Source organism: Psychrobacter sp. ANT_H56B (assembly GCF_008369245.1).
Taxonomy (GTDB): Bacteria; Pseudomonadota; Gammaproteobacteria; order Pseudomonadales; family Moraxellaceae; genus Psychrobacter; species Psychrobacter cryohalolentis.
The window spans coordinates 123776-150605 of record NZ_VOBF01000004.1; the positions used below are offsets into that span (position 1 = coordinate 123776).

23 protein-coding genes are annotated in these 26830 nt (G+C 44.0%); 1 reads left to right on the forward strand and 22 read right to left on the reverse strand.

Going from position 1 to position 26830, the window contains the following annotated elements:
* Window positions 1-64 precede the first annotated feature (64 nt).
* Window positions 65-478, forward strand: coding sequence for a PaaI family thioesterase (locus FQ082_RS07225; protein ID WP_149492582.1), 414 nt, complete (start codon window positions 65-67; stop codon window positions 476-478).
* 144 nt (window positions 479-622) lie between these two features.
* Here the strand turns inward: FQ082_RS07225 and FQ082_RS07230 are convergent, their stop codons facing one another.
* The 22 genes from FQ082_RS07230 to ureE all read right to left on the reverse strand — a co-directional run bounded on the left by FQ082_RS07230 (window position 623) and on the right by ureE (window position 26829).
* Window positions 623-1447, reverse strand: a complete 825-nt coding sequence (locus tag FQ082_RS07230; protein ID WP_149492583.1) for a sulfite exporter TauE/SafE family protein — start codon at window positions 1445-1447, stop codon at window positions 623-625.
* A 217-nt stretch (window positions 1448-1664) separates the two neighbouring features.
* Window positions 1665-2168 carry a flavin reductase gene (locus tag FQ082_RS07235; protein ID WP_188018927.1) on the reverse strand — a complete coding sequence of 168 codons (504 nt, stop codon included), beginning with the start codon at window positions 2166-2168 and terminating at the stop codon, window positions 1665-1667.
* 148 nt (window positions 2169-2316) lie between these two features.
* Window positions 2317-3363, reverse strand: a complete 1047-nt coding sequence (locus FQ082_RS07240) for a methionine synthase (protein ID WP_149492584.1) — start codon at window positions 3361-3363, stop codon at window positions 2317-2319.
* Between the two features lie 54 nt (window positions 3364-3417).
* The gene (locus FQ082_RS07245) at window positions 3418-4470 is read right to left on the reverse strand and encodes a DUF1852 domain-containing protein (protein WP_149492585.1); all 1053 of its coding nucleotides are present in this window, start codon (window positions 4468-4470) and stop codon (window positions 3418-3420) included.
* A 261-nt stretch (window positions 4471-4731) separates the two neighbouring features.
* The gene (locus tag FQ082_RS07250; RefSeq protein WP_149492586.1) at window positions 4732-5985 is read right to left on the reverse strand and encodes an NAD(P)/FAD-dependent oxidoreductase; all 1254 of its coding nucleotides are present in this window, start codon (window positions 5983-5985) and stop codon (window positions 4732-4734) included.
* Between the two features lie 4 nt (window positions 5986-5989).
* The gene (locus tag FQ082_RS07255; protein ID WP_149492587.1) at window positions 5990-7015 is read right to left on the reverse strand and encodes an ornithine cyclodeaminase family protein; all 1026 of its coding nucleotides are present in this window, start codon (window positions 7013-7015) and stop codon (window positions 5990-5992) included.
* Between the two features lie 58 nt (window positions 7016-7073).
* Window positions 7074-8480, reverse strand: a complete 1407-nt coding sequence (locus FQ082_RS07260) for an FAD-binding oxidoreductase (protein WP_262498180.1) — start codon at window positions 8478-8480, stop codon at window positions 7074-7076.
* Window positions 8481-8646: 166 nt separating this feature from the next.
* On the reverse strand, window positions 8647-9933 hold the full coding sequence (locus FQ082_RS07265) for an NAD(P)/FAD-dependent oxidoreductase (protein WP_149492588.1): 1287 nt from the start codon (window positions 9931-9933) through the stop codon (window positions 8647-8649).
* Between the two features lie 17 nt (window positions 9934-9950).
* Entirely contained in the window at window positions 9951-11420 is a 1470-nt protein-coding gene (gene nhaC / locus FQ082_RS07270; protein ID WP_149492589.1) for a Na+/H+ antiporter NhaC, read from the reverse strand.
* 434 nt (window positions 11421-11854) lie between these two features.
* Window positions 11855-13345: an aldehyde dehydrogenase family protein gene (locus FQ082_RS07275; protein ID WP_149492590.1), complete on the reverse strand. Its 1491-nt coding sequence runs from the start codon at window positions 13343-13345 to the stop codon at window positions 11855-11857.
* 255 nt (window positions 13346-13600) lie between these two features.
* Window positions 13601-14998 carry a VOC family protein gene (locus tag FQ082_RS07280; RefSeq protein ID WP_149492636.1) on the reverse strand — a complete coding sequence of 466 codons (1398 nt, stop codon included), beginning with the start codon at window positions 14996-14998 and terminating at the stop codon, window positions 13601-13603.
* Between the two features lie 136 nt (window positions 14999-15134).
* Window positions 15135-16403, reverse strand: a complete 1269-nt coding sequence (locus FQ082_RS07285) for an aspartate aminotransferase family protein (RefSeq protein ID WP_149492591.1) — start codon at window positions 16401-16403, stop codon at window positions 15135-15137.
* A gap of 163 nt (window positions 16404-16566) precedes the next feature.
* Window positions 16567-17544 carry a LysR substrate-binding domain-containing protein gene (locus tag FQ082_RS07290; RefSeq protein WP_149492592.1) on the reverse strand — a complete coding sequence of 326 codons (978 nt, stop codon included), beginning with the start codon at window positions 17542-17544 and terminating at the stop codon, window positions 16567-16569.
* 152 nt (window positions 17545-17696) lie between these two features.
* On the reverse strand, window positions 17697-18410 hold the full coding sequence (locus FQ082_RS07295) for a DUF6977 family protein (protein WP_149492593.1): 714 nt from the start codon (window positions 18408-18410) through the stop codon (window positions 17697-17699).
* 389 nt (window positions 18411-18799) lie between these two features.
* Window positions 18800-20008 carry a chromate efflux transporter gene (gene chrA, locus FQ082_RS07300; protein WP_149492594.1) on the reverse strand — a complete coding sequence of 403 codons (1209 nt, stop codon included), beginning with the start codon at window positions 20006-20008 and terminating at the stop codon, window positions 18800-18802.
* Between the two features lie 89 nt (window positions 20009-20097).
* Complete coding sequence (locus tag FQ082_RS07305; RefSeq protein ID WP_149492595.1) at window positions 20098-20787, reverse strand: hypothetical protein; 690 nt, start codon at window positions 20785-20787, stop codon at window positions 20098-20100.
* A 244-nt stretch (window positions 20788-21031) separates the two neighbouring features.
* Window positions 21032-22351 carry a short-chain fatty acid transporter gene (locus tag FQ082_RS07310; RefSeq protein ID WP_149492596.1) on the reverse strand — a complete coding sequence of 440 codons (1320 nt, stop codon included), beginning with the start codon at window positions 22349-22351 and terminating at the stop codon, window positions 21032-21034.
* Window positions 22352-22637: 286 nt separating this feature from the next.
* On the reverse strand, window positions 22638-23903 hold the full coding sequence (locus FQ082_RS07315; RefSeq protein ID WP_149492597.1) for a RidA family protein: 1266 nt from the start codon (window positions 23901-23903) through the stop codon (window positions 22638-22640).
* 176 nt (window positions 23904-24079) lie between these two features.
* On the reverse strand, window positions 24080-24664 hold the full coding sequence (locus tag FQ082_RS07320; protein ID WP_149492598.1) for a HupE/UreJ family protein: 585 nt from the start codon (window positions 24662-24664) through the stop codon (window positions 24080-24082).
* A gap of 246 nt (window positions 24665-24910) precedes the next feature.
* Entirely contained in the window at window positions 24911-25549 is a 639-nt protein-coding gene (ureG, locus tag FQ082_RS07325) for an urease accessory protein UreG (protein WP_149492599.1), read from the reverse strand.
* A gap of 34 nt (window positions 25550-25583) precedes the next feature.
* Window positions 25584-26333: an urease accessory protein UreF gene (locus FQ082_RS07330; protein WP_262498177.1), complete on the reverse strand. Its 750-nt coding sequence runs from the start codon at window positions 26331-26333 to the stop codon at window positions 25584-25586.
* Window positions 26281-26829, reverse strand: coding sequence for an urease accessory protein UreE (gene ureE, locus FQ082_RS07335; RefSeq protein ID WP_149492601.1), 549 nt, complete (start codon window positions 26827-26829; stop codon window positions 26281-26283). The genes FQ082_RS07330 and ureE overlap by 53 nt, the downstream gene beginning before the upstream one ends.
* Between the last annotated feature and the right edge of the window lies 1 nt (window position 26830).

The window sequence follows — 26830 nt, forward strand, 5'->3', positions numbered from 1 at the left end:
CAATGAACTTGAGTGCGAAGAAAAGATAGTTAACAACAAGATTAATTAAACCACAGGAGTATGTATGTCAGCGACCAAAGAAGAAATAGCAGCCTTTATGGCATTAGAATTCCCTCAAACCAAGTGCAAAGTTGAAGCAGTAGGCGAGGATAGTTCAACCTTATCGCATGATATCGGTATAGATGAGCTGCGTCCTGGTGGTACGGTCTCTGGCCCTGTATTGATGAGCATTGCTGATGTTGCACTCTATGTGGCGATACTTGGTAAGATTGGCATTGTAGCGTTGACGGTAACAACAAGCCTTACCATCAATTTTCTGCGTAAACCATCAGCAGAAGCGCGTATCATTGCTGAGTGCACCTTGCTAAAGGTAGGGCGTACGCTCATTGTAGGTGAGGTTTCCTTGTACTCAGAAGGCTCTAGCGACTTGGTCGCGCATGTTGTTGGCACATATTCTGTACCGCCCAAGCACGACTAGGCTACTGTCTCAACATTGTTTTCTAGACTGTTTTCTAGATTGTCATGCTTTGGATTATTTAGATCATGATAATGCATTTCACTATGTGCTTTTTGGGTAGCTCAGTTCGCAAGCTTTGCCTTTTAGAGCAACGACTATGAATACCTAAATCAGCCCTTTAAAAAGGAAATAACACCCAACCACGGTTAATAATACCGCAAAGCATTTTTTTAAAAGCTCTGGTGATAGTATATGGGCGACTTTTGCACCTAGCTTTGCAGTGAAAAAGCTCATGATACTAATCCCTAAAAAGGCATAAATGTGGACAAAGCCAATGGTATTGGGCACATCAACTTGTTGCTGCATGCCAAAGAACATAAAGCCTAACGCTCCAGCGATGGCAATGGGCAAGCCACACGCTGCTGATGTGCCAACGGCTTTTTGCATGACCACACCGTAACGCGTTAAATAAGGTACGGTTAAGCTACCGCCGCCAATACCGAAAATGGCAGAAGCAATACCAATAATCCCGCCTGCTGCTAGCTGCTTAGGTTTTGAAGGCAGTTCCGTATTAGCGCCATTGACATCATCAGCATGATTAACGACTTGTTTTTTGCCACCGAAAAACATCTTATAAGCGACCCATAGCAAAAACACACCAACGATAAGCTGAAGATACAGCCCAGATATCTGTCCTGCAATCCCTGCCCCTAAAAAACAACCAATCGCTAAGCCTGGTGCCAGGTTTTTAAAAACCGGCCACATGACTGCGCCCTTTTTATTGTGCGCCATGAGCGAGCTGATAGAGGTAACAATGATGGTTGCCAACGACGTACCTAACGCCAAATGCATGATACTGTCAGGACTGTAATCCATTTGGGTAAAGACGATAAATAACAGTGGTACGATAATCGTGCCGCCGCCCACACCAAAAAGCCCTGCAGCAAATCCTGCTATAGCGCCTATTATTAAAAAAATGATTAGTTCCACAGGATAGTTACTTCTCGGTTAAATGATAGTTTTATAGTCGATACAAAATAAAATGAATACGTTATCTGACAAGGTGAAACTGGTACAATTTTTTCTAGCTTGCTGTGCCTACGCCGACAGAGGCTACAAAAAATCCATTCCAGTTTCACTGTATCGGCTTGATATTGAGCTGACTATAGTTAGATGACAATTACATAATCAATGTCAGAAAGTCAGCTTAAACGATTTCTACCTGACCTACTTGATGGTAAGCACGGTTGAAATAAACCAAGCTTTCATCAGCACTGCTTTGTTGATAGCCTTGTTTTATGGCGACAACTCGGCACATAAAGATACTGTGCGTGCCAACTTGCTGAATATCCTCAATCTCACAGTCAAAACTGACCAATGCATCTTCTAAAATAGGCGCACCTGTAGCTAATGTCGTCCAAGCACCGTGCCCAAAGCGCTCTTCTGAGCATAATTTAGAAGCAAAGGCATTAGATATAGGCTCATGCTGTGCACCCAATACATTGACACTTAAAGTTTTATTTTCAAGAAAATGGGCATGTGAGCGAGACTTTTGATTCATACAGACCAGCAAGGTTGGCGGTGTATCGGTGACGCTACATACCGCCGAGGCAGTAAACCCATGTAGACCAGATTGCCCTTTGGTGGTGACTACATTAACGGCGGTCGTCAACAAAGACATGGCATCTCTAAAGTCGGTTGCTTCAATCACATCTTTACTCATTGCTGCAATCCTAAATGTTAAATCGGTAAGTACATTGATAACTGAGGTCACTCATGAGCTTAAACAAGCTTTTATAGGCGGAGTTAAAGACCCAACCTACAAAAGCTAAATTTTGCATAAGTTTAGTCGGTAAATCCTAAGCCATTAGCTCTTGACGCACGATTGCCGCGCCTGCACTTAATGCGTTCAATTTACCGCGTGCCACTTGGCGCGACAACGGTGCCATGCCGCAGTTGGTGGACGGGTAAAGTTTGTCCGCATCGACGAATTGCAGGGCTTTGCGTAGTGTATCAGCCACCTCTTCAGGGGTCTCAATGTTATTGGTTGCCACATCAATGGCACCAATCATCACTTTTTTACCGCGAATGAGTTCTATCAAATCCATCGGTACATGTGAGTTTTGACACTCTAAAGAGACAATATCGATATTAGACTGCTGCAATTTTGGAAAGGCTTGCTCATATTGACGCCACTCCGAACCCAGTGTCTTTTTCCAATCGGTATTGGCTTTGATGCCGTAGCCGTAGCATATATGCACCGCCGTCTCACACTTTAGACCTTCTATGGCGCGCTCTAAAGTAGCGATACCCCAGTCGTTGACGTCATCAAAGAACACGTTAAACGCTGGCTCATCGAATTGAATGATATCTACACCCGCCGCTTCTAATTCTCTGGCTTCTTGATTCAATATTTTAGCAAATTCCCATGCCAATTTTTCACGGCTTTTATAATGACCATCATATAAGGTATCAATCATCGTCATCGGACCAGGCAGTGCCCATTTGATCGGCTGATCGGTTTGCTGACGTAAAAACTTGGCATCTTCAACAAAAACAGGCTTTTGACGGCTCACCGCCTCAACGACTGACGGCACACTCGCATCATAACGATCACGAATTTTAACGGTTTTACGATTCTCAAAATCGACGCCATCAAGATGTTCAATAAAAGTGGTGACAAAATGCTGACGCGTCTGCTCGCCATCACTGACAATATCAATCCCTGCATGACGCTGTTCTTGCAATGTTAAACGTAGCGCATCTTGTTTGGCTTCGAGCAATTGCTCCCCTTCTAATGCCCATAGTGACCAGATTTTCTCAGGTTCTGCCAGCCAAGAAGGTTTCGGTAAGCTGCCCGCTGTTGAGGTCGGTAATAATTTTTGTGTCGGTAATAATATTGTCATGTGATTCATCTTCTTATTAATTTGTATTCTATATTTTGGCTGGAGTTGAATTGCTTAGGCTGCCTGTTTTTTAGCCATTTCTTTTTGAGCCGCTTCTCTTTGAACAGTCTCGCTTGCAACATCATAGCTTGTCGCCCATTCTTCAAGAATGTCTTGGTAAGGATTAATGAACTCGTCTTCCGTAAATTTACCTTGTGTCACTGCCATCTGGCTGCGCTCCGCGCGATCATACACAATTTGCGTCAGTGAATAATCTTGGTACTTTAAGCTGGGTTGATATATTTGAGCGGCGGTGGAATTGGCATTGTAAATTTCAGGTCGATAAATTTTTTGGAAGGTCTCCATGGTACTGATCGCACTGATTAGCTCAAGATCGGTGTAATCAGTCAGCAAGTCACCAGAAAAATAAAATGCTAAAGGTGCCACACTACCAGCAGGCATAAAATAGCGCACCGTCAAGCCCATTGTGGAAAAGTATTCATCGGTCAATGATCCTTTGTTCAAAGCGCAGCCATCTTGTCTATATTCAATCCCTAATACAGGATGCTGATTGCCCGTACGATGATAGGTTTTACTACTTGAAACGCTTAGGCAAATCACCGGTTGTTTATTAAAATTGGCTTGGTACGCCTCTGAGTTCAATAAATGTTGAAACAGTTTACCGTGCAAATCGCCAAAATCGGCTGGTGGTGGCGATGCAGGATGGTTATCGAAATGTGCTGGCAATACGATGCTAAAATCATAATCGCGCACATAAGATGAGAAGCTGTTGCCAATCATACCGTCAATACGTCTGTTCTCTTTATGATCAATAATCGTTGTCTTTAGCGTTTCGATGACTGGGAATGTATGACCATTGCCTTCAATATCCAAGTCTGCAGAAATGATATCAACTTCAACAGAATAACGGTCGGCTGTCGGATTATCCCAATGTGCTAAATCATTAAAACGATTATTTATCATAGTCAGCGTTTTGCGTAAGTTCTCTTGACGACTCTCGCCACGCGCCAAATTTGCAAAATTCGTCGTCAGACGGGTGCTGTCTGCAGGTTGATAGTTTTCATCAAAACGAATGCTTGAGATGGAATATGTAAATTTTTTGCTCATGGTAATCCCCTACCCTAATCTCATTAACTGAGATAAAACCGAATTTCTGTATGGGATGAATCATACCTAAAACATTACATGAATAAAAACGATACTATTTAAACATAACATGAATAAAATTCATGCTGCTAGTTTTATAGTAGAAAAAGGAGGGGGTAGCGGATGTTTTGACGACAGACTTAGTAAATATTAAACCTGTAAAGGACATTAAAAAGGTGGTCTAGCGGGGTTAAAAGGTACGTTTATTAAGATCTACGTTTTTTAAAGATTGGAATCAAAGCGTTTACTACTAAACGGCCGAGCATCAATAAATAATGGCTTACCATGAATCATTTCTTCAATGAGACGTCCTGTCACCGGTCCAAGTGTCAGACCTTGATGAGCATGACCAAAAGCAAACCATAAATTATCGTGTTTTGATGCAGGCCCAATAACTGGCTTCATGTCTGGCATGCAGGGTCTTGTCCCACACCATGCTTCAGATTCAACAGCAGCATCAAGCGGCAACACTTTTTTTGCAAAAGTCAGTACAGTCTCTAACTGATTAAAGTCTTTTGGATCATCTAACAATGCCATTTCAGCGCCAGTCGTGATTCTCACGCCTTGATCAATTGTGCCCATCACAAACCCTTTATCTACATCAAATAAGCTGTGAGAAAATGCGTTTTGGTCGGTGCTTTTAAAGTGTTGATGGTAGCCACGCATAGGAAATAGAGGGATTTCATAACCCAACGGCTTAATGAGATCAGCTGACCAAGGACCAGCAGCAATGACCAAATTCTGACATAAATAGGTTTCGCTATCGGTAATGACCTGCCAGCCGTCTTCTGTCTGTATCATATTTTTTACGGTAGATTGTTTTATCTCTCCTGCCATTGCTTCAAAATTTTTAGCATATGCTTTCACCAGACTGCCGGAATTTTTTATCTGCCAAGAGTTTTTCCAGTGTATACCGCCGATATAATCTATGAAGTTCACATTTGGCTCTAGCGCTTGGAGCTCTGCTAGCGATAGAACCTGATACTCCACGCCTTTATCGGCAGCTTTTACCGCTTTATTAATTGCTTTTTCAAAGCTATATGAATGACGATGAAGCTCAATCCAACCTATTTTACTGACCAGTTCATCAGCGCCTGACGCTCTAATCATAGGCTCATGCTCGTCTGTACAATGCTGAATGAGCGTAGCCCACTCGTCATCGATCTTTTTAACGTTTTTTGGACTTGAGTGAATCCAATATTGTAATAGCGGGCGCTGAAGACGATATATTGCAGACCAACGGTATCGAATATCAGCACTTTTATTGGGCAATATTCTAGATATCTCCTTAAAACTTCTAGGGAACGGTTTTGTATTTACCGCCTCTCTTGTAATGATACCGGCATTACCATAGGAGGTTTCTTCTCCTGGGCATTTTTTATCTAACAAAAGAACTTGAGCGTTGTTTTTCTGCAAATGCCAAGCGATAGAGGTTCCTACTATGCCGGCACCAATTACAATAACGTCATAGCGCATATCACTACCCCCAAGTAATAAGCTGACCCAGACCTTCGTCTTTAGCCTTTTGAGCAACTTTCAAAGCGACTGCCGCGTCAAAGCTGGCGGCCCCAACAGATTTGAACAGGGTTATACCATTTTTATCTTGGTCGATGGTCATGTTTTTTGTGACCAAGTCCGCTAAATCGCCACTTAAATCTTCCCAAGTCCAACTGCAACCTTCAGCAGCATCCGCCTGAATCAAATCGCCTGCTTCATGACGTCCGCCCGCGATATCATCGATAAAGACATGTGAGCAGGCTTCAATGACGGAATCACTGACTTCTTTCATCTCAGGTTGATAAGCGCCTACCGCATTAATATGCGCGTCGGCTTTGATTTGGTTTATCTCAAACAAGCCTTCGGTTGCGCGAGTTGCCAAGTTAATCACATCGGCATCTTTTACAGCGCTCGCGATATCTGCGCAGACTTCGATGGTGACCGACCATTCTGGATACTGTTCAGAAAACTGTGTTTTAAAGGTATTTGCACCCTTAGCGGTTCGATTCCATAGCGTGACTGTTTTGATATTTGGACATACAGTGAGCACAGCATTCAGCTGCTCATACGCCATTCCGCCACAGCCGATGACTGACACTTGCTGGCTATCTGGCTTTGCTAGATACTTGCTCGCGATACCTGATAGCGCTGCCGTACGTACTTGAGTGACATAAACACCGTCCATAAAGGCAAGGATTTCACCCGTATCATTGTTTGAGACACTCACCACAGCGGTAGTCGTCGGTAGATTGCGCTTTGGATTATCTGGACAAATGGTGACCAGTTTAACGATAGCAAATTCTTCATGACCGTCGAACAATACTGAAGGCATCGATAGATGTGAGCCACTGTTTTTGTCACTGGCAGTGAAAGTCGGAATGACCAAGCGCTCAGGGCACTTAATCCACTCTGGATGCTGCGCTTGTAGAGTCAACAGCTGCTCGATTGAGTCGATAGCCATGGTCATTGTCAATTGACTCTTTACCGTTTTGCTGTCTAAAATATGCATGAGGGTTCCTTATAGTTTTTATTAAAAATAAGTCTTAGTTGATTACGATACCACTCAACTAGAGATCAAAAATCTTGCCGCGATTCATAATACCATTGGGATCGAGCACTTTCTTAATCTCACGCAAATAATCAATCTCGGTTTCGCTACGGCTATAGTGTAGATAAGGCTTTTTAGTCATACCCACGCCATGTTCTGCTGAGACCGAACCGCCATACTTCTGCACTACCTCAAAGATAGAATCATTCACCGTTTGGCATTGCCCAAAGAATTCATCTTTCGATAAATTCTCAGGCTTTAGAATATTAAGATGCAAGTTGCCATCACCAATATGTCCAAACCAGCAAATCTCAAAATCTGAATATTTAGCGTTTACGATCGTTTCTATATCATAGATAAAGTTTGGCACATGGCTGATGAGTACTGATATGTCATTTTTATACGGCGTGAATACTGAAATCGTCTCAGAGATATACTCGCGCAGCTTCCATAAGTCCATCGCCTGAGCCATACTCTGACTCATCACCCCATCGACGACCCAGCCATTCTCCATACAGTCTTCAAAGATAGCCATCGCCTTATCCATAATCGGCTCATACGGCGCTTCGAATTCTAATAAAACGTAGTATTTGGTTCGAGCTTCAAACGGCTCTTGCACATGCCCAGTCGCCATTAATTTATCAATCGCCACCTCATCAAAGAACTCAAACGCAGTCAAATCAATTTGTGCTTGAAAAGCCGCTAACACCTGCATCACATGGTCAAATTCATCCATGCCGAGCACCATCACGGTCAAATCTTGGGGTGGACGGTTGAGCTTCATTTGTGCTTCGGTGACGATACCTAATGTGCCTTCAGCGCCAATAAATAATTGACGTAAATCATAACCAGTAGCATTTTTAATCATGCCGCGGTTGAGCTTAAGTATATCACCTTTGCCCGTCACGACAGTGAGACCCATTACCCATTGACGTGTCATGCCATAGCGAATGACTTTAATCCCGCCCGCATTGGTACCAATATTACCACCGATCTGACTTGAACCTGCTGAGGCAAAATCGACCGGGTAATACAAATCCTGCGCTTCAGCAAACTGCTGTAGCTGCTCAGTAATCACACCGGCTTCTACCTCTACCAAACGATCAGCCGGATAGAACTGACCAATCTTATTCATCTTATCTAGGCTGACAACTATCTCGCCATTGCTAGCGACTGCACCTGCCGATAGTCCAGTACGACCACCACTCGGTGTGATGACAATATTGTGCTCATTTGCCAATTTTACTAGGGCTTGGACTTGCTCAGTAGATTTCGGAAATACGATTGCAGAGGGTGCTGGCGCAAAATGTTTGGTCCAGTCTTTACCCCAATGCTCTAAGCTCACGGCATCTGTCTTAATCTGCGATACATCATAACCATGCTGTTCTTGCAATATAGACAATAGTTGCTGAGTCAATGCTAGCATGGTTGAAGCATGCCCAGCTTCTGTATGCATAGCTTCTAAAGTAGGCAGTGCTGAAACAGCATTCACAATATACACTCCAAATAAATAAAAGCAGCGTGCCGTTCACTTAATCTCTCCGCCAAATCAGCGGCGGCAATAAATAAACACAACGCCCTGCGTCAAAAAACTAGGCTATGATTTTGAGACATTGACCCATATGATACAAAGTCAGCCCCAGCTCCGTATAGCCCGAACGCAGTCCCGACATGCTCACCTTAGCTTCTTTAACGGTCTTAAAGGGTAATGGCAAGACGTCGCGGTCACCTGAGATAATATAATCGGCAAAGCATTTACCAATCATAGTACCTGTAGTAATCCCACGCCCATTGTATGCAGTCGCGGCAAGGATACCGTCTTCTGGCTCAAAGATACGCATGATATGGTCTTGCGTAAAGCCAAAGTGACCGTACCACTCATACTGCCACTTAAATTTAGGCAGATCTGGGAAATAGCTCTTTTGTACGACATTCGCCCAGTTTTGATAGAAGGTTTTAGACTTCATGGCTTTGCCACCGACCGTGCCAAGGAGCAAACGACCCTCGTTATCACGGCGAATACTGGACAAGGCCAAGCGCGTATCCCAAGCGCCTGTTTTATAAGGCAATATTCGATCTGCCACTTTACCGGTCAATGGCTCAGAGGCAATTTGATAATAATCAACCAAATAGAACGTCTTCTTAATATCTGTCCATTCGCCTTCAGTATAAGCATTGGTCGCGATGATGACTTTTTCAGCTTTCACCGCCGCATCAGCCGTACGCACATACCAATTACCATCAGACTTCTCAACTGAAGTTACCGCCGAGTGCTCATAGATATGTACGCCCAGTTTAGTCGCGGCTGCCGCTAAGCCATTGACGTATGCGGATGGGTTAATAGTGCCCGCACGATGATCGAGCAAGGCTTTATTGATACTGGTTGTACCACAATATTCATGACAGCGCGCACCGGTCAATACCTCGGCATGAACACCGCGACGTATCAACTGATCGTAGCGGATATCTACATCGGCTTCACCCTTGGCATTGTGTGCCATATGAATATTGCCCGTACGCGTATCCTTTGCGTCAATATTATGGCGATCGATGATGTCAAACACGAGACTTGGCGCATGACCGAGCGCAGTCCCTAAACGTTCACCAATCTCTTCTCCCATGATTTTATTGAGGTCATCAGGACGGGCCCAAGTACCGGCATTCACAAAACCCACATTGCGTCCTGAGCCGCCGCTACCGATGATCTTACTCTCTAGTAACACCACCGCCACTCCTTGCTCTGCCAGATGAATCGCAGCAGACAGCCCAGTATAACCACCGCCGATGATACAAACTCTTGTTTGCGTTTCGCTCTTTAGGGTATCGTAGTGGTGAGTTTTGGGCGCAGTGACGCTCCACAAACATTGCTCTTGCAACATCTCAAGTTCCTTCTAAATTATACGTTTTCTACGGTAGAGAGCGTGCTTGTGTTATCGATGACAGTCGGTTCTTCACGAGGAATAAATTTATTTAAGACGACCCATAGCAAGCCAAACAATGGTGATAACCAACAGGCAAAGGCGAATGGCGCGTAAGTTAAGGTCGCAATACCTAGGGTTGCCGCGACAAAGCTACCGCCCATGTTCCAAGGAATGAGTGGCGATAACAGCGTACCCGTATCTTCGATAGAGCGAGTAAGCGTCGTGCGCTTGTAACCCATCTCTTTATACTTATCTTTGAGCAGACGACCCGGTAAGACTAGCGTGGTATAGACATCACCGATAAGCGTACCAACACCGATGGTACTGGCATAAGTCGTAATCACTAAACCAAATCTCGATTTCACCATGTTGTTGATTTTGGCCATGATGGCTTTTAATGTACCGTAATGCTCAATTGAACCGACAAAAGCTAGTGCAAAGATAGTTAAGGTCACGACCCAAGTCATGGACATCACGCCACCTTTAGACAACAGTTGATCGACCACAGCAAAGCCGGTCTCACTTTTAAAGCCATTTTGTAGGACGTTAAAGATGTCATGGACACCAACGCCTTGCATAAAGAATGCGACAAGACCTGCGACTACCACACCTGACAATACCGTTGGAATGGCTGGCATTTTCATAACAGCTGCAATGACGACGACAACAGCAGGTAATAAAGTAATAATGCTCAGATTATAGTTCGCTGCTAATGAGGTTTGTATTTCTTTGATTGAGGTGAGATCGACATTGTCTGCGCCGTAGCTCATACCAATCCAAGCATAGAGAATCAGAGCTGTAACCATGGCAGGTACAGTCGTCGGCAACATGCCACGGATATGGTCCCAAAGATCCACGCCGGCAGCAGCTGGTGTTAAGTTCGTGGTGTCAGACAACGGAGACATTTTGTCGCCAAAAAAAGCACCAGAGACGATGGCACCACCTGTGAGTGAAGGAGGAATACCTAATCCCAGACCGATACCCATCATAGCTAAACCGACTGTACCAACCGTGCCCCACGAGGTACCCGTTGCTACTGAAATAATGGCACAAATAAGACAAACAGAGACTAGGAATGAGGAGGGAGAAAAAACGCTAAAGCCGTAGTATAAAATAGTGGGTACGGTACCAGCGATAATCCAAGCACCGATGAGCATCCCTACACCCATCAAGATGATCATGGCAGGCAGACCAATTTTCACAACCTTTAAAAAACGCTCTTCCATACCGTCCCAGCTGCGCCCACGTAACTTCATGAACAGACCGGTGATCAAGATGCCACATGCTAGCGGAATATGCGGAGTAAAATCTTTAAAGACAAAAAATTGCACCATTAAAATAATGGCAGTCAATATCAGTGGGGCAATATCTAGCAGGAAGCTAGAAGAAGGATCATAACCTTCGATATCAGGGTCATGCGGTTTGTGAGGTTTATCTGCAATCATAATATATCTACCTATCCTAGTAGTTAAAACCAAATCCATTGGTATATAGTCATCGTACGGTGTTACTCATTGGTCAGATACAAACCAATCTAGTAAACTAAGTCACTTCTCTCAATGCATTTATATTAAATAATCAATTAAAACAATAACTTAATAATCATGTTAAAGAATAAAGTATTGCCATCAATCAAAATAAATATTTGAAAGATATTCATGAATCATTAAAAGGATTTAAAAAATAGAGCGTTAAAAAGCGTTAAACAGTAATCTTAATTCAAACGGCTATCCGCTATCTTTGCGGCTTATTGACGGTCTAAAAATAGATTCAAAACAGAATTTAAAAGGATACAAGTAACGCTAAGGGCAGTTAAGCGCACATAACGCGCGCTTAACTGGCTAAAAACACACTTTTACATTAGCAACTATGGCTTGCATTAACCGAAATTAATACCTTGTGCTAGTGGTAGCTCAGTTGAGTAGTTGACCGTATTGGTCTGACGACGCATGTAGTTTTTCCACGCATCAGAGCCTGACTCACGACCACCGCCAGTTTCTTTTTCGCCGCCAAATGCACCGCCAATCTCAGCACCGCTGGTACCGATATTAACGTTGGCAATACCACAGTCACTACCGCGGGCGCTTAAGAACAGCTCAGCTTCACGCAAGTCATTGGTAAAGACGCAAGAAGATAAACCCTGTGGCACGTCATTTTGCAGCTCTAAAGCTTCGTCAAAGTCTGTATAGGTCATGACATATAAGATCGGTGCAAAAGTCTCATGACGGACGACATCATTTTGCGCATCCATCTCAACGATGGCTGGCGTCACGTAGTAAGCGTTTGGATACTTATCTTGTAAGACGCGCTCGCCACCAGTGACCGTACCGCCGGCTGCACGGGCTTTGGTCAAGGCGTCTTGCATGTTATTAAAGCTATCTTCGTCGATAAGTGGACCAACCAAGTTGCCTTCTAGTGGATGACCAATGCTCACTGTTGAATAAGCGGCTTTTACGCGTGGCAAGATGTCGTCTTTCACGGATTCGTGGACGAATAGACGGCGTAGCGAGGTACAGCGTTGACCCGCAGTACCAACAGCTGAGAACAAAATGCCACGTAAGGCTAGGTCTAAATCAGCACTTGGCGTTAGAATCATGGCATTGTTACCACCAAGCTCTAGCAAAGACTTACCGAAACGCTCAGCGACTTTTGGCCCTACGATTCTGCCCATACGTGTGCTGCCCGTCGCACTGACGAGAGCCACATCTTTATGCTCAACCAACGCATTACCAACATCAGCTTCACCCAATAAGAGCTGAGATAGATTGGCAGGCGCATCGCCAAATTTGGCTAGGGCTTTCTCGAATAGAGCTTGGCAAGCAATGGCAGTTAAAGGGGTTTTTTCTGAAGGTTTCCAGATCACAGGATTACCACAGACCAAGGCTAGCGCCGTGTTCCATGACCAAACAGCAACGGGAAAGTTAAAAGCTGAGATGACCGCGATGACACCTAATGGCTGCCAAGTTTCGCGCATGTGGTGACCAGGACGCTCTGAGGCGATAGTCAAACCATAAAGCTGACGAGACAGACCTACTGCAAAGTCGCAGATATCGATCATCTCTTGGACTTCGCCTAGACCTTCTTCTTTGATTTTACCGGCTTCTAGAGAAACTAGCGCGCCTAGATCTTCTTTGTGCTCACGGAGCACTTCGCCTAAAATACGGACCAATTCGCCACGCTTAGGAGCAGGCACTGTACGCCATTCTTTGAAGGCTTTTTTAGCATCTTGTATTTGTGTGTCGACATCATTCACTTGATGCAAAGCGACCTTACCGATGACTTCACCATCGATAGGGCTATGGACTGCGAAATCGCCTGCTTGGTACTGGCTTTCATCGACGCCCATGGCTGACATGTATTGCTTAATCATACTGACTCCTTTGTATAGTATTTCGTTACGTCCGTGCAGATCTATAAACTACCCTGCCGTCGCTCAAGTTGCAAAATAATAAATTTCTTGCTGTCATTCATTTTTGGAATGGCATTCTAAACTTAGTGGATAAAGTCTTAATGAATCAATATATTGACTGATATCCTTTTCACTGTATTAAAGCAGATTAATCCTTACTGGCCTAAAACAATTTTTTAACTGCGCCACTGTTTTGTCTTTTAACCATAAGTTGCTTTAAGCCACTTGTCGTAATGAGGCCAAACACGCTTGTAGACTCTCGTTCTGCCGCTGCGCATATAATGCCAATTCATCTTGCACACGCATGCCTAAGGCTTGCTCAAACTCTTGTTGATTAGACTGACCCTCATAGCTGTTCTCGCTATCACTATGAAGATTGGACTGGAAGATACCAGCTGCACTCACAGGCAAAAAGTCTTCATAAACAATCGGCTCAATAAGAATGATACTTTGCTCAATCAGGCTTTGCAGATCGGCAGCAGAGAGCTCGTTTGACGGTGAATCTATAATGTGGTTTGCAAAAGCCTCTTTATCAGCTACTTGATAAAGGAAATAAGCAAGCTGCTCATGATGCAGTGTCTTATAATCGTCTGGAAAAGCGGCAAAAGATTCACTTAATAATCGATAATATTGCTCAGCATTGTCTTCATTTGGGGTCATACCCAATTTTTCACGAGCTTCGGTTAGCAATTGGTCGTAAAGGGCACGGCCTTTTGGGGTCAGGGCTACACCGCGCTGCTCAATCTCACCAAAGCGGGCAGTATGCTGACCGGATTCATACTGACCGTCAGCATCTTTAAAACTCACTGCTTCTACTAATGCCTTAAAACTGGTCTGGCGCAAAAGAATAGGACAGTAACGGCGTGGCGGTCCCTCAATGATGGCTTTTGGTGTAAACCCTCGGCTCTTCATACCTTGTTGGACGGCATCAATATCTAGCGTCCTTGGGGTCAAATGATTAATATGTGGTCCTTTAAACCCAACCACATCGGCAATCAGTTGATGCTGACCTGCCAACTGCTCATATATATCTTTCGAGATAAGCGACTGCTCATGCCAGCGGAAAGTATCGAGCGCTTCTTGGACAAATTTCTCACCCTGCTCATTTGTTAGACCGCCCTCGTTTTCATAAACTTCAATCAGTTTGATCGCGTTATTGGTAAAGATACAGCGCGCATCCAGTGCCGCTTGGGCTTGTTGCTTGAGCGTCGCATCACCAATCAAATCTAAACGCAATAATGAGGTAAATACGCGAAACGGGCTATTATTGAGCGATGCCGTATCAATCGCGCGAAACGCTGTAGAATGCACTGGCACGCCAGCAGGCGCTAGATCATAGTAACCGACCGGGTGCATGCCCATGACTGCAAACAAACGACGCATCATCGTAAGCTCTGCCGCAGTACCCAATCGAATCGCTCCATGGCGCTCCATGCTGAGTCTATCAATTTCATTAGTATTCTTAAGCTGTTCAGCAATCTCAGGTTGCTTGTTCAATACATCCTGATTAACCTCAGCGACAAGATTCATAAGATCAGTATATAGCGGCACTTCTTTTTGATACATATTTGACATAGCGAGCGAAAAATGATGACGAATATCATCACCGCTCATAGCTTGTTGGTTTGAACTTGAATGGTCTAAACTCACGGTTATTCCCCTTAAACTGCTTATAATGAAAAATGAATAATAGTTAAAAATGATGGCGGCTTTATGTAGCTCACATAGGAGCTATAAACAAACGTATTTACTAAATCGGCAGCTCATTTGGGATAGATGCTAGGATGGCTTTTAGGATATCAAGGCCTTCTTGTAAGGTTTCAGGCTCAATCGTTAATGGTGGTAATAAGCGAATAATGTGGCGGTATTTGCCACTAGGCATCAATAGCAGCCCTTGCTTACGAGCTTCCGCCAAGACATAAGCCATCACGCTTGGGTGCGTACCGTGAGATGGATGACGCAGTTCAATACCGCGCATAGCGCCGATACCTGTTAGTCCATATAACCAAGGCGTTAGACCCTCTTGTTGCCACTGCGCTATCGTCGATTCAATAGTCTGCTGATAGTGTTTTGCAGAGTCCCATACGGCATCTTCTGTCATGATATCGAGCGTGGCATTGGCAGCAGCACATGCTACTGGGTTGCCAGAATATGTACCACCCAAGCTGCCCTTTGGCAGGTCATTCATCACACTAGCTTTACCAATCACAGCACCTAATGGCATACCGCCAGCAATACTTTTACCCAGCAATACCATATCAGGCTCAATACCCAGATGACTAAAAGCAAACGGCATACCCGCACGCCCAAAGCCTGACTGAATCTCATCCATAATGAGCAAGATGCCATGATCATCACAGAATTTACGTAAATATTGAGCAAATTTTGGCGACATTAATTGAAAACCGCCCTCGCCTTGTACAGGCTCTGCGATAATAGCGCCGATATTAGCAATATCCGTTTCAACTTCGAACAGGCGCAGCAAAGCGTCAATGGCTTGCTCGTCACTGATATCATTGTCAGGGCTTGGGAATGGAATATGATAGACACTGCCGGCAAGAGGGCCAAGGCCGCGTTTATACGGGGCCACTTTACCATTAAGGTTGACAGCTGCGAGGGTACGGCCATGAAAACCGCCATCAAAAGCAATCACACCGACACGACCAGTCTTCATACGGGCAATTTTGATCGCGTTTTCGGTTGCTTCGGCGCCGCAATTGGTTAACATGCCTGCAAGCTCGCCTGCAATAGGAACTAAATCGCAAAGTCTCGGCATGAGCTTTTGGTAAGGCAGGTGACCTGCCGCATTGTAGGCGTAGTGAATGAGGTTTTGTGATTGATCGATGATAGCGTCCACGATATGCGGATGACAATGACCAAAATTTAATACGCCGATACCACCGACGAAATCAATATAGCGCTTGCCATTCGTATCCCAAACGTGCGCATTTTTACCTTTGCTAAGGGTCACTGGATGCACCATGGTGAATGCATCGGTAACGTTATACAACGAATCCATGAACGTCTCTCATCTTCCTTGAGTTAGACGCTCATTTCAACAAAAACCTAGGATTTGGGCAAACGAATAATAGTTGGGCGGGCATTCCTTTTTGTCATCGTGTCTGATTGGAGCGATTGTTTTTTTCACCACTGGCTTTTAGCGGTTAATCACATTACTGTCGTTATCCATGGCTGACACTCGTACAAGTGATGCCAAGCAAACTGGCTAACTCCACCTGACTCTGACTGGACGTCTCTAAGTAGCGTGCAATCCACTCTTGCATCACTTTGGTCTTGTGCGAGTTGCCAAGCGATAAAGGATAAGACATATAGTAAGCCCCTCTCCCCTTAGCCGCATAATGCCAAGCCATCACCAGCTGACCCGATTGTAGCTCAGGAGCCACCAAACGTAACGGCACCAAGGCAACGCCATAACCGGTTAATGCTGCCGAAATACAGGCATGAAACGTATCGAAGCGTGGGCCTACAAACGTACCATCCAAGCTAATCTGCTGCTGCTTAAAGTACTCATACCATGCGCTAGGACGTGAGCTCAGCTGTAGCAGCACATAGCTGTCCGACTGCTGCGGTTGCAAGTCTTTACCTTGCAAATAATCAGGCCGACAAACCGCCACACAGTACTCATCAAACAATTTAACATTTTGCATCCCTGACCACGTCCCTTCACCGTATAAAAACGCAATATCGATATCATGCTCTTCGGAGAAAAATGGACCTACCTGCTCTTTAATATCCAGCCTAATTAAAGGATTTTCCTGACTAAAGCCGTGAAGCGCAGGAATCAGCCAACGTGCACAAAAAGTGGGATGCGAGACCATTTTTAGCACTTCCAAATTACTGCTATGCGACATCAAATTGGTCGTCGCAGTCTCGATATGCTTAAGAATACTTAGTACATCGATATAGTAAGCTTTGCCGGCAGGCGTTAACGAAATACGCTGCGAGGTACGATAAAACAAAGAGATATTCAGCATCTCTTCTAACTGTGCCACTTGCTTACTAATCGCACTTTGCGTCATATGCAGCTCTAAGGCGGCATTAGTAAAGCTTAGGTGACGAGCCGCTGTCTCGAAGCATTGCAGCGCAGTCGTCGAAGGATATCTTCTAAACGCAAGCGAAGGATTGGTATCAGTTTTCATAGTCTATTTTTATTTTCTTCCATGATAATAGATGTGGTAATTCGTATCACATCGCTTCTTTTAAGCACAGTCTAAGGTTAGTATGCCACTACAGCCTAGCAAGAACATTGGTTAACCAATTTCTTATACTAAATTGAGCGCTGGTCTAGTTATCAGATCCAACCTGCTTCCAAAAGCTCCTCGGTGTTACTCACTTTAAAGTCATGATATAAGTTAAAAAATACCGCTGGATCTTCAACATTATCCAGTAGCTCTCGTTTATTGAGCGCCACAAACATAGCCAGTGCATAAGCTGCACCATGGATAGATTTCTTTGGATTAAACTCCATATCAGTAAAGGCTTGATATTGCATGACCTCTTCATGCAGCTGAGGGTTTTGCTTTAGCGCATTCACATACAACCAATCATAAAACGTTGTTAATGGCTCTACACTCCACTCCATACCGAAATAATTATAGCCAATGAGTTCACCCGAGGTGATTAACCGCTCATCTTTTTTGGCTTGTCTTGGCGGTGCACTTAGCAAGTCAATATAGGGGCCACCGTCCTCAAAAACCATACTGCTTTGGAAGGCGTTTTCGACACTATACTGCTCGCCACCATTCTCATTAGTTAGCTTTAGACTCAAAGGGCTGAGTAAAAAACTCAACTTATTACCCGATTTACTCGACAGCTCTAAAACGTGATTAAAGCCATATTTTTTGCGAATAACTTGATGCATATCATTGATAGATTTTTTCTTTTGCCGACTCGCAAATCCCACATGGCGCTCAAACCGAACCATGTCTGTTTTTACCAAATTATCACTGTTCACTCTAGGCATGAATACAGGTCTTTTTTCTACCGCGCTTTGTGCTTGTTCCATCGTGATGTACCTTATATCAATAATCTTTTATCAATGTTCTTTTATAACTGATTAAGTGCGTCTGCCCAGTCCGAAATATATCGAATCCAATCAGCGCTCGCGGGGCAGTTTATCTTATTATGGGTCATTTATCCTGCTCTATTTTAGCGTTATCAATAACCTTGAGCTATGCTGCATAAACGGTAAAGATAAATTTGATGAATTTCGGCTTTACCGTTTGAGGTGGATGTTGAAACGTAACTTCATGTGGTGACTCTTGAGAGAGTTAAACCTTCCAAAATTAGAAAAAACTGCTTAATAATGAGCAATTTTTAAAATTAGAAATTTCTGAATGTATTTGCTCGATATACAAATAGTTGTCTGTCATTAGTACCACCTCAATTGCCATCTTATAGTGTTAATAACCATCCAGCAGCTCCGCAGCCAATCACTACCAGCCAAGCAGGGAATTTCCAGAACATCAAAGCAATGAGCGCGACCAATGCCAGACCAAAATCTTTTGCTTCAATGATAGCGCTTGTCCATACAGGCTGATAAAGCGCTGCCAATAACAAACCAACGACCGCTGCATTGATACCAGATAGTGCGGCTCTTGTGCGCAGATTTTGGCGTAGACTCTCCCAAAATGGCAGTGCGCCCATAACCAATAAAAATGACGGCGCAAAGATTGCTATCAAGCAAATCACCCCTCCTAGCCAGCCACTAGGAGCTTGATTCATCGAGCTACCTAGAAATGCTGCGAAGGTAAATAAAGGTCCTGGCACTGCTTGCGTAGCTCCGTAACCTGCTAAGAAAGTATCATTACTTATCCAGCCTGCGGGAACAATCTCAGCCTGTAATAATGGCAATACTACGTGTCCGCCACCAAATACAAGTGATCCTGCACGAAAAAAGGTATCTACCATAGATAGGGTTTGGCTTGGATACAATGCAGTCAGCAGCGGTAAGCCAATGAGCAATAAAAAAAACAAGAACAACCAAACAAGCCCAGTCCGACGTCTCACAGTAATAGGAAGCGGGTCATGAGCAATCACTTTTTCAGGTTTGAACCATAGCAGCCCAATAATGGCGGCAATCGCAATAACGCTTACTTGAGCTAATGCAGAAGGCACCAAAAGTACAAAACAAGCAGCCAGCGCCATGATAGAGATTCGCGCAACATCGGTACAGAGATTTTTCCCCATACCCCATACCGCTTGCGCAACCACAGCCACTGCCGCGACCTTTAAACCATGCAATACACCAAGTGGAACAATATCCCCATAACTGCTAATACCTATGGCAAACAACATAAGCACTATGGCAGAGGGTAAGGTAAAACCAGTCCAAGCAGCAAGCGCGCCCGTATATCCTGCTCGAGATAACCCGATAGCAATGCCAACTTGGCTGCTGGCAGGTCCTGGTAAAAACTGACAGAGCGCGATTAAATCGGCATAGCTATTCTCAGTCAGCCACTTGCGGCGTATTACAAACTCATCACGGAAATAGCCCAAATGAGCGACAGGGCCACCAAATGAGGTCAACCCCAATCTAAGGAAGATAAGAAAAACAGCCCATGCTGATTTGCTTTCAATATTGGCGTTATTATGATGTACCACGTGTCACTCTCCTTGGCAGACCGTATAAAGAGAAAGTGTTATAACTTAAAGTCACATACAGAGTTTGATTAACTATTTGGTGTTATTTACTACTCAGCATCATCTAATAATTTATTAAGGGTTTCTATCATGGGGTCATCTATGATGTGGTCTTCTACATAATCCACTATCTGATAGAGCGTCGTCAGATCCATTGCGCGAATATCTAAGCTAGCTAACTGCGCATTGATAGTCCCTAAGCGCTCGTTGTCATCGGTACCGTCACTCGCGAACCAATACATCTGCTCTAGCAAGGTGTCTTGTTTGGTTAATGTTGAATAGCTATCGCCCTGAATAAATAAATTAAAATAATAGGGCATCTCTATATCATTAATAAAAAAGGTACGCTTACACTCTAGGGTATAGGCTAGTGCCTCTTCACTGTCATTACTGTCAACGCCTGAGTCATTTTTGTCGTCTTCGCCACGTTCAAGCTCTTCTTTTACCAAGCCTTCTAGGAGTTGGTAGCGCCCTGCTTTTATTTTGTGATTGTAAATAATACTCGCATCCGCGATTGCTTCGAAAATAATGGCGCTAACATCTAGAGTATGATTGTCAATATCATAGAAGCTCTTTAAAGCAGGTAAAAATTCGGTCAACTGCTCTTCAGGCACTGGTATGAGAAATTGCTGCTCGTATATCTTGATCATGTCTTCGGGCGCGTAAGTATTGGCAGTATCAGTCTCGTTTCTACCGGTAGACTGTAATGGTAAAAAATCATATGGGTTATCATTGGTCATTTGGGACGGCCTTTTATATATGTTAGATTTAATAAATGTCTGCTATCAAAAAAAATGAGCGTCTCTAAGCGCATATATCACTCTTAATATGCGCTTAAAATTTATGCGGGTATTGTCGCTTATTTGGACAATTTTAGATAGACAGCGATAGACATGACCGTTCAATTATTTTCATAAAAAAGACCTTACCTATTTGATAGGTAAGGTCTACACGTTAAGTTATACCACTAGTGCTAGGTGTTAATTATAAAAACAAGAGTCCTAGACCAATTACAACGCCACTGACAATCAGGACGATGACACAGAATCCCATGATATCTTTGGCTTTTAACCCCGCGATTGCCAAGGCTGGCAATGCCCAAAACGGCTGAATCATATTTGTCCACGCATCACCCCATGCAACTGCCATGGCAACCTTTGCAGGATCACTGCCAAGCATCTCGGCCGCCTCTAACATAATGGGCGCTTGTACTGCCCACTGTCCACCACCTGAAGGCACAAAGAAGTTGACAAGTCCTGCACTTAAGAATGCAAAAAGCGGTAATGTCTCAGCTGACGAGATATTGACGAATGCTTCTGACATCACGCCTGCTAAGCCCGATGCTGTCATCATACCCATGATTCCTGCATAAAACGGAAATTGAACGATAATAGCACCGGCACCTTTGACCGCTTCTTGAACAGCAATCAAATACTTGCGAGGCGTCCCATGGAAGATAATTCCAAAGAATAAAAACATAAAGTTAACCAGATCAAGCGTCAAAGCAAAGCCGTTTTGCACAAAATAATAGACAATAAAGGCTATGCCCAATACGCCGATGACCATTGACAGAATCCAGCTATTTTCCAAACGCTCTGCTGGTGTCATATCGGACTTTGCCGGCAAGACTTCATCAACTGGATCAACCAGAAGTCTCGGATCGACGGTAACCGCATCTTCTTTTTTCGGCATCATCAGACGATTTAATAGAGGAACGATGATAATTAATGCCACAACGATAATTAAGTTATAGCTGGCAAAGATAGTGGCACTGGTCGGAATAATACCGATTTTATCAGCGAACGGGTGCCCTTCTGTAGCAATAGATAACGGAATAGATCCCGAAAACCCAGCATGCCAAATAATAAAGCCAGAATAGGCACTAGCAATCAATAAACGGTAATCGACATGTTCAACACGCTTCGCCAATTCTTTGGCGAATAACGCTCCAATGACCAGCCCAAAGCCCCAGTTGATCCAGCTTGCTGCAAGGGATACCAAGGTCACTAAGATAATCGCACTGCCCGGCGATTTTGCCAAACTTGCCAGTTTACCTAGCCCTTTTTTAAATATTGGGCTACTTGCCAACACAAAACCTGTGACTAATACCAGTACCATTTGCATAGAGAATGCGAGTAATGCCCAAAACCCTTCACCCCAAAATGCCACCATCTGTACTGGTGACGAATCAGTTAATCCTAAACCCAGTGCAAAAATAACCACTGTTAAGATAATAACGAATAAAAATGGATCCGGTAAATACTTCTCCATCAGGCTATTCGAAAAACGGGTAATCCCTTTCATTTTATAATTCCTTTTTTTAGATATACATTCCCTGAATGCTATTGCTAGCTAACTATAGTCTATTCAATTTCGAAACGCTACAGCGCTAATATGAATGACTCTTTTTTATTTAGACCTTACGCTGTCTGTCTCCTTTTACCTATTTAGTTATATCTTTCACATACAAAAAGGCTTCCAAATATTTGAAAGCCTTTTTTATTCAAGTTAAGTGATTAGTCATGACTTGATTATGACGCTCTAGCAAACGCGCGTCAAACCAATTGTTATGGCAAAATCTGGATGTCCATTATCTTACAGGTGGTGTACCTTCGGCATTAGAGAGCACAGCATCGATTTGTATCAATGCATCCATAGGGATTGCTGATACGCCAAATACTGTCCTAGCGGGCAACTCACCGTTAAAAAACGTGGTATAAACATCATTGACCGTGTCAATATCGCTAATGTCTTTGAGTTGGATAGTTACTTTAACGATGTCATCCATTTTATGATCGATACTCTCGACAATGGCTTTGATATTCTCTAAGCACTGCTTAGTCTGCGCCTTTATATCACCGTCGATAAGCTTACCCGTTTTAGGATTGATAGGTAGTTGACCCGAAAGATGATTATAGTGAGAAAAAGCAACTGTCTGGGTAGATAGAGAATCTATTGGCGCCTGCTCAGTATTATTGGCTTTAATCACGATACCGTGTCGATCTTCAACGGCTTGTGGCGGTGTGCCATCTCCGTGTGATACCACAGCTTCAATCTGTACCAAAGCACCCATAGGTAGCCCTGAAACCATGGTCACTGTACGCGCTGGTACATAATTGACGGCTCTGGCAATAGCAGTGTCTGGGAAAAAAGTGCTATAAACATTATCCACGGCTGCGATATCAGCAAGGTTGGTTAGACTAATATTTATTTTGACAATGTCATCAACACCAACAGCGATACTAGTCAAAATTGCCTTGATATTGGTTAGGCACTGCGCCGTCTGCGCTGCTATACCGCCTGCCACTATTTGCCCTGAGGTAGAATCAATTGGTAATTGTGCTGAAACGTTATTGTAATGAGAAAAAGCAACTGTCTGGGTAGATAGGGAATCGATTGGCGCGTTATCGGTGTTTTTTGCCACTTTTACTAGCTCGCAAGGTGCTTGCGGATGAGTGCCTTCACCATTTGAAAGTAATGCATCCATTTGTACTAACGCATTGTCCATAGGCAGCTCTGCGACCATCACTACGTTACGTGTCGGCAAATAGTCGGTAAAGAAAGTACGATAGACAGCATCTACTGCCTGCATATCTGCAATATCTTTTAAAAATACAGTAATTTTAATCACATCATCCATGAGATGATCGGTGCTTTCTACAATCGCCTTGATATTATCCAAGCACTGTTTGGCTTGTCCTGCGATATCAGCAGCGATTAATGTTCCAGTCTTCGGATCATTTGGTAATTGTGCTGAGATATTATTGTAATGAGAAAAAGCGACGCTCTGAGTTGAGGTTGAGCTAATCGGCGCACGGTCAGTGTTTCTAGATAATTTTATGATGGTATCATTCATATCGTGATAATCCCTATTTGATATATTTATTAATGAAGCAGGCATCTAGCCCGCTGTCGTCGCTTTAAGATCTTTATTAGATGCGAAAAGGAATATGAGAAACTAAAAAAACCGTAGGAAGTCCCTACGGCTTCTTAGCTTAATGCGAAAAGATAGAACTTTTTGATTAATACATATTAGCCAGCAGCTAATACTCCACCAATGATAGCAACCACGCCGCCTAATGAACGGGTAATACGATTGTCGGCTTTGAGCATCATGGTACCTAGACCTCGACCGATAAAGGTAATAGCTAAAGTTGCGACAACGAAGCCAGCCATATAAAGCAATAAGCTTGAACCTTGTGTCATTTCAGTACCGTGAGCATAACCGTGGGCGACCATGAACAGCGCAACTAAGGTTCCACCAACAGCAGTCGGCAGTTTTGCCAACGTAGCGATCAGTACACCAACTAGCAATACAGACATGGCGATGCCGGTCTCTATCCCAGCCAAACTGACACCCGCCCAAGCAAGGCCTGCGCCCGCTATCATGCCACCTACGACAAATAAAGGCGTACCACGTTTCATCGTAGTGTTTTGGCGAATACTCCAAAAACCAATCGCGCCCATAGCCAATAAATGGTCAAGACCCATCATCGGATGCAGTAAGCCGCTAAGGAAACCATTGCTCACCTGCTCGCCATGGCCAGGGTGGGCCATCGCCAAAGTAGCTGTCATCATTAGCCCTGCTGTCAGCAGAAATTTAGTCATTTTGTTCATTTTTCTCTCCTATTTTTTTGTTTTCTGTTGTCTGATTGATTGGTCTAGTCAGTACTTTGAAGTACTGTCCGCCTACTTATAGTTGATCCACTTTTAAAAGAGTACAGAACTACTGGAGTTGATTATTCGCAGCCTCTGTCTGCGTAGCCACAGCAAGCAAGAAAAATTAACCCCAGTAGTGATTGACAATATTTGCATTTTTTTATTTAGGACTGACTGTAATTATTAAGTGCGAGCAATTAAGCATTAAGCATTGGCGCTTAGCTTTTCAGGACGACGCTCAGGCAACATACCTTGCTTTAAGATAAAGCTAATGATTTCTTCTACGCCTACGCCGTCATATAAGTTGGTGAAGATAAAAGGACGTTCTCCGCGCATTTTCTTTGAGTCACGCTCCATGATATCTAGCGAAGCATGGACATATTCGGCGATATCAATTTTATTAATAATCAGCAGGTCTGACTTAGTGATACCTGGGCCACCTTTACGAGGGATTTTGTCACCAGCAGCGACGTCAATGACATATAAGGTCAAATCAGAAAGCTCTGGGCTAAAGGTCGCTGCCAAGTTATCGCCACCAGACTCTACTAACACCAGCTCTAGGTTAGGATGGCGCGTTTGCAAATCATCAATAGCGGCCAAATTCATCGAAGCATCTTCGCGGATAGCCGTATGTGGACAGCCGCCTGTTTCTACGCCCAAGATACGATCGGCAGGCAAGGCATCATGTTTTAATAAAAAATCAGCATCTTCACGCGTATAGATGTCGTTAGTAACCACAGCGATATCATAGTGATCTTTTAGCGCACTACATAACTGACGTAATAGAGCTGTTTTTCCAGAACCAACCGGACCACCAACGCCTACTCTTAAACAATGTTTCATGTATATTTTCCTTATCTAAAAACGAAGCAATAATTTAGCTTCGAAATAATCGTGAATATTGAGTTTCATGCTGAGCACTACCCAGTGCTAAGCCGGGTAAAATCGGACCCAATTGCTCATCAGTTAATGCTAACGCTTTATCAACTGCCGCCACCAGTTGCGGACGCAAGGTCTCGTTCAAACGTTGTGCAGCGGTATGACCGAGTGGCAGGGCTTTACAGGCAACCGCCAGCTGATTTTCTAGCCAGCCCCAAGCAAATCCCAGTAGAGCTTGACGTACAGGCACCTGCCTTTGATGAGCCGTCCACGCAAAGAAAGTGACATAGCCCGGTTCCTTTGGTAGCTCGGCATGACCTAACGCTGTCTGTGGCTGCAACTCTAAACTGTTGAGTAAACGCATCAATGCTTGACCTAAACGTGTGTCTTCATCGCTAAGCTCAGCCGTTTCCCGATTGGCGTGTAGCCAGTCATTCCAAAAAGCCAAACCATCACCGTCGTTATTTGCCCAACATCTCTGTGAACGTGCTAAGACAGGCAGTTCGCAACGCGTCAAACCATCTCCTAAAACGCCTTCCAACCATTCGCCCAGTTGAGCTTCATTATTGACCCAACCCAGCTCAAACGCACTTTCCAAACCTTGTGACCAAGCAAAAGCACCAATAGGTAATGCTGGGCTAATTAATTGCATCAAACCTAACAATGCCAGATCGCTCACAGCATTTGACGGCTCATCAATGCGCATGGTTATGACCGTCGTGTTCAGAATGATCGTGGTCGTGGTCATGAGAATGAGAGTGAGAATGCGCATGACTATTTGAGTGCGAGTGCTCGCGACCAGCCTGCGCATAAGCACCAGATTCAGGATCAAACGGTGCGTCATGATGTATCAAGTCGGCTCCCAATAGTACTGCCAGCTCTTCAAGCACATGATCTGGAGGAAAACGCACCCAATGACGCCCATCTTCATCGCTACCCAGGGCGAGCGACACATGTCGATTACCTAAGTGGTAGCAAAGTCTAGCGAGTGGTAAACCGCTTTCGATATAAGCGCTAGCTACTGGCTCATCAGCAGCAAGAACCTGAATCACTTCACCACTATTTGCTTGTAGCAAATCACCATGACGAAGCACAGGGCCTCGATCAAGAAATAAACCCACGTTACGGTCATTATCACTGACTGCTTTTAGACGGCCACGGATACGCAGCTCATAAGGCAAGGTCAAGGTGTCATAAATATCAACCGAAGCATTAGCATCCATTCTTTTTATTAATTCAAGCATA